The organism is Psychrobacter sp. 1U2, from assembly GCF_051847575.1.
Genome location: NZ_JBPYDC010000405.1, coordinates 1 through 1123, shown reverse-complemented (window position 1 = coordinate 1123; position 1123 = coordinate 1). Strand labels below are relative to the sequence as shown.

General features: G+C 41.1%; 1 protein-coding gene and 1 pseudogene. Both read left to right on the top strand.

The annotated features are described in order from the left end of the window. Positions 1 to 123, top strand: a pseudogene (locus ACS8FD_RS16175) (ribosome assembly RNA-binding protein YhbY); the annotation flags it as partial. 144 nt (positions 124 to 267) lie between these two features. Beyond that, a complete protein-coding gene (locus tag ACS8FD_RS16170; RefSeq protein WP_439276596.1) occupies positions 268 to 1029 on the top strand; it encodes a DOMON domain-containing protein in 762 nt (253 codons plus the stop codon). Positions 1030 to 1123 lie beyond the last annotated feature (94 nt).

Genomic DNA, 1123 nt, shown 5'->3' with positions numbered 1-1123 from the left:
ACTGAGCTTGCAACCGCAGCCAAAGCCAATGTGATTCATACTATTGGACGTATGGCGTTATTGCTACGTCAGAATCCAAATGCTAATCCTAAGTTATCAAACTTAGCACGTCATGCTCAATAATTAGTATCTATGAAGCGTATAAAATAGATTGAAAGAACAGCCAAGATTATAGAAGCTGCGTTGCATCATTGCTCGTGGCTTTTATTTTATCCCTCATTTTATCAAATCTACATTGACGATCTTTTCTATAATGAATCAAGTACTATGAGCCAGCTATTTACCTTACGATTGGCAACCGACACATTATCGGCTGATGCAGAGCAAATCGGTGTATCGATTAAAGAGCTACAAAAAATACGCATTAACGTAGAAGCCTCGATTGTGCTGTCGACACGCCAACTTTGGTTGAGCTACCAAATACAGCTACCATCCGTTAGGCTAGCTGCGCAGCTAGATTGGACAGCATGGCAACAATCAAAAGTCCGTTTTACCGACTATTTATGGGAGCGTACTTGTCTTGAATGTTTTGTCAGTAGTGAAGTTTTTGATACAACAGCTAACTATATAGAAATCAATGTTAATCCAAACGGACAATATGCTCTTTACAAATTTGATGAATATCGTACACCATCGACACTGCCTCCAGTACCATTGATGCAAGCAAACTGTACTACAAAAGCGAACGTCACTTGGGCTAAGAACGCCTCAAACCAGCAGGCAGAACCAATAAACCGTCTAAAACCACATCCCGCACTGGCAAACCACTTTGTGGACTCAACCATCACCCAATTTACTCCGTACTATCAATATCGACGCTGCTTTGGATTGTCTTTAGAACAGCTCTCGCTCAATACTCATAACCACGACTTATCCGGCGATATCAGCATAAAGCTATTACATCCATGCGTCATTCTACAGTTTGGTAAAACAAACCTGTACTTTGCCCCAGCTCACGCTACCCCGCCTGACTTTCATCAACACTGTTATTGGACAGTGCTGGATTTGCAAGCTGCACTAACGAAATAGTTTTTATAACGTCAAGCAACGTTTAATGGCTGGTTGGTCTTTTGAATAGATCATAGCTCATAGCAGATAGCTTTGATAGTTGAACGATGATAGA

What these genes read in the sequence shown, in the direction of transcription:
- ACS8FD_RS16170 (WP_439276596.1), top strand. Translation starts at nt 268, where the DNA reads ATGAGCCAGCTATTTACCTTACGATTGGCAACCGACACATTATCGGCT.